The organism is Mycobacterium sp. (assembly GCF_032161845.1).
Taxonomy (GTDB): Bacteria; Actinomycetota; Actinomycetes; order Mycobacteriales; family Mycobacteriaceae; genus Mycobacterium.
The window spans coordinates 1-3,474 of sequence record NZ_JAVRQA010000042.1; the positions used below are offsets into that span (position 1 = coordinate 1).

The window sequence follows — 3,474 nt, forward strand, 5'->3', positions numbered from 1 at the left end:
TCAAGGGACCCGAGCACCTCGCGGAGGTGCAGGAAGCGGCGAGAGACGTGGTGAATACAGTCATAGCGTGAGTTCCGTCGCGGAGGGAGACTGTTCGGCTCCCCAGAAACCCAAGCTGCCCAGCGAGGTCTGGGTTCTCGTCACCGCCAACGCGGTCATCGCCCTCGGGTACGGCGTGGTGGCACCCGTCCTGCCGCAGTACGCGCGCAACTTCGGCGTCAGCATCGCCGCCGCGACGTTCGTCATCACGGCCTTCGCGTTGATGCGGCTGTGCGCCGCGCCCGTCAGCGGCCTACTGGTGCAGAAGCTGGGGGAGCGGCGCATCTACCTGACCGGGCTGGTGATTGTGGCCGTGTCGACCGGGGCGTGCGCGTTCGCGCAGACCTACTGGCAGTTGCTGGTGTTCCGTTCGCTCGGCGGTTTTGGATCGGCGATGTTCACGGTGTCGTCGCTGGGATTGATGATCCGGATCTCACCGTCGGACGCGCGCGGGCGCGTAGCAGGGCTGTTCTCGAGCGCGTTCCTGATCGGCTCGGTGGGTGGACCCGTCATCGGCAGCCTCACCGTCGGACTCGGTTTGTCGGCGCCGTTCGTCATCTACGGTGTCGCGCTGCTGATCGCCGTCGCCGTGGTGTTCGTCCGGCTGCGGCACTCGTCGCTGGCAGCACCGGACGTGCAGACCGAGCCGGCGATCTCGGTGCGGACGGCCCTGCGCAACCGCGCGTACCAAGCGGCTCTGTTCTCGAACTTCGCTACCGGGTGGTCGGCGTTCGGTCTGCGCATCGCGCTGGTGCCACTGTTCGTGGTCGAGGTCCTCGGGCGCGGCGCCGGCATGGCGGGCTTGGCGCTGGCGACGTTCGCGATCGGCAACGTGTCCGCGGTGATTCCGAGTGGTTACCTGTCCGACCGGATCGGCCGACGCAAGCTGTTGATCGTCGGCCTGACGGTGTCGGCGGTGACGACGGTCCTCGTCGGCTTCACGACGTCGCTGCCGCTGTTCCTGGTCGCCGCGTACGTCACCGGCGCGGCGACGGGCATGTTCATCTCACCGCAGCAGGCGGCGGTCGCCGACATCATCGGAAGCAAGTCCCGCGGCGGCACAGCGGTGGCGACCTTCCAGATGATGTCGGACTTCGGGGCCATTCTGGGCTCGCTGGCGGTGGGTCAGATCGCGGAGCACCTGACGTTCGGGTCGGCGTTCGTGATCAGCGGCGTCATTCTGCTGTTGGCGGCCGTCGGGTGGATCTTCGCGCCGGAGACGCGCCCAGCGACCAGCACCGAGCACACCGCGGCCCGTCCGCTCGGTCCCGAAGCCGGTGGCGAGCTGCCGTGACGTGCGGTTTTGAACCGCAAGTACTGCTTGGTGTAGCGTCGACGGGCACCACTTGAAGGGGCTATGGCGCAGTTGGTAGCGCACCACACTGGCAGTGTGGGGGTCAGGGGTTCGAATCCCCTTAGCTCCACCCTTTTGAAGGTGAACCCGCGGGTCAGAGCGTTTTCGGTTTGCCGACCCCACCGTCGGACATGATGACAGGGTGACCGCGCGTGATCGCGACGAAGCGGGCCGGCCCCGCAACAGCCGTCCCCGCGACGCCTTGGGCCGGATCCTTCCACCGGGCAGCCAGGGTGTACCCCGCATCCCAGACGAGCTCGACCTGCCGCCGAACGAATTCCTCTCGTACGCACAAGATCTGCTCAACGAGGGCCGGGCATTCCACGCGCACGAAGTTCTCGAAGCCGCCTGGAAGAGCGGCCCCCATGACGAAAGGCTGCTCTGGCAGGGCCTGGCCCAACTGGCGGTCGGCATCACTCACGTCCAGCGGGACAACCCCGGTGGCGCGATCGCACTGCTGCAGCGCGGGTCCGGTCGCCTGCGCGAGGTGACCCGTCCAGTGCCACACGGCGTCGACATCGACGGTTTGCTCGGCTGGGCTGCCGCCCTGGCCGACGACCTCACTGGTGGGACGACGATCTCACCGCAGCGCCTGCACCCGGCGCTGACGACACCGCCGCCGGTCAGGAACTGATCGGAGCTCTGTCGGCGGCCTGATTTCCGGTGCGATCTGCTTGGTGCACTGTAATTACGGACACCGAGAGTGGCTGGCCGACCATGACATCGCCGCCAATGAGAACATCCGAAGGCACGTTCACAATCTTCGCTTTCGCTCGTCTCTTCCCGACTCGCATCTCGATTGAACTGCCTTCCAGATCCATGCTTACGACAAGTCCGGTCAAGACCTCCGGCAAAGGCTTCGACGACTTCTCGAACAGCCGCCCGCGGGGCCGATGCCCCTATCGCAGACGTGACCACAGCGGCAGACCGGGGGCCGAGACACGGGAGCGACGCCCGCTGATCTAGGCCCCGTCAACTGCTTGCGCCGTTGCCTCACCCGGTGGGATGCTCAATCGATGGGGGGGACCTACGAGGAGTTCGCGGCTGAACATGCGGGCCAGCACCTCAGCGCGGCCAATCGGTGGTGCGCAGTCGTGGGTAACTATTCGCTAGTCCCGATCGCAGTTTCGCTGCTGTTACGGCGTCCACGGGTAGGTGCGGCGATTTTTCTCGTGTCGACGGCGTTTCTCTTCGCGGGACACATCGTTGAAGGCACCTTCATCGAGGCTGTGCGAGACTTCGCCCGACACCCGATCTGGGGCACCCGAGCAGATATAGCTCTCGCCAACGCGACGATTAAGAACGTGCTGAACTCCTGACAAACAGCCCGGCTCGTGGCTGCGCCGTGAACCGCTAGCCGTTCCTGATTGCGTAGAACTCATCGGCGTTGATGCCCGCGTCGCGGGTCGCATCGAACAGACGCTTGTTGAGCCACTGACACTCGGTCCACGTATCGCCTAATTGAACGGCTGCGGCCCACAGCTCGGCTGTCAACGGGCTCTCGCCTACCGCTTCGCAGACACGACGAATCTGGTCCATCTCATCCTCAACGACATGGCACACGAACGAGCAATACCGATGCGGGCTAGCGGCATTCGTGGTTCTGGCACAGCCTTCACGCTGACACGGGCTGCACTTCACGCTGGTTCGCCTTTAATGGTCCCGTCTCCACCCATCGCCCCGAGTGCCGCACGGAGCACGGCGGACCGTTCAATGGCATTACTGGACGATCTCCGGCGATGGCCTGACCGACGACTGAGATAGTGCACTGCGCCGCGAAGTTGGCAGCGGCTTCGGCCTTGCGCGGGTCTTCCTTATCGGCTTCGTTCTGTTGCTCCGACGCGGTGTACCTGGCGAGCGCTGCCCGGAGACGACCAGCCTCGGTCTAATGGTGGGTCAAGGCCATGGCCAAGAGGGCAGAGCACTAGGACGCCACGGGCGAAGAGTTCGACGACGAGCCGGGGGGTCCGGTTAGACGTTATGGCGTGGTTTGACAGTGGGGGGCGTAGGCCGCGGCCTGGGTGCGGTTCTGGACGCCGAGTTTGGTGAGAATCGCGCTGACGTGGTTGCTTACGGTCTTG

Annotated in this window: 4 protein-coding genes and 1 tRNA gene; 3 read left to right on the top strand and 2 right to left on the bottom strand. The window is 65.3% G+C overall.

Translation table 11 applies throughout. From position 1 onward, the window contains the following. Positions 1–67 precede the first annotated feature (67 nt). From QOD90_RS02675 to QOD90_RS02685, 3 genes are all read left to right on the top strand, one after another. On the top strand, positions 68–1,333 hold the full coding sequence (locus QOD90_RS02675; RefSeq protein ID WP_526346404.1) for an MFS transporter: 1,266 nt from the start codon (positions 68–70) through the stop codon (positions 1,331–1,333). A 57-nt stretch (positions 1,334–1,390) separates the two neighbouring features. Beyond that, positions 1,391–1,463, top strand: a tRNA-Ala gene (locus tag QOD90_RS02680). A gap of 72 nt (positions 1,464–1,535) precedes the next feature. Beyond that, positions 1,536–2,027, top strand: coding sequence for a DUF309 domain-containing protein (locus QOD90_RS02685; protein ID WP_526346406.1), 492 nt, complete (start codon positions 1,536–1,538; stop codon positions 2,025–2,027). A gap of 719 nt (positions 2,028–2,746) precedes the next feature. Here QOD90_RS02685 and QOD90_RS02690 read toward each other — a convergent pair. Together QOD90_RS02690 and QOD90_RS02695 are read right to left on the bottom strand one after the other, a co-directional pair. Next, positions 2,747–2,932 (bottom strand): hypothetical protein, encoded by a 186-nt coding sequence (locus QOD90_RS02690; protein ID WP_526346408.1) that lies wholly within the window; start codon positions 2,930–2,932, stop codon positions 2,747–2,749. A 439-nt stretch (positions 2,933–3,371) separates the two neighbouring features. After that, a partial coding sequence (locus tag QOD90_RS02695; RefSeq protein WP_526346410.1) for a LuxR C-terminal-related transcriptional regulator occupies positions 3,372–3,474 on the bottom strand: 103 nt, incomplete at its 5' end.

Coding starts and splice junctions, on each gene's coding strand:
- QOD90_RS02690 (WP_526346408.1), bottom strand. CDS start 2,932: ATGGACCAGATTCGTCGTGTCTGCGAAGCGGTAGGCGAGAGCCCGTTG.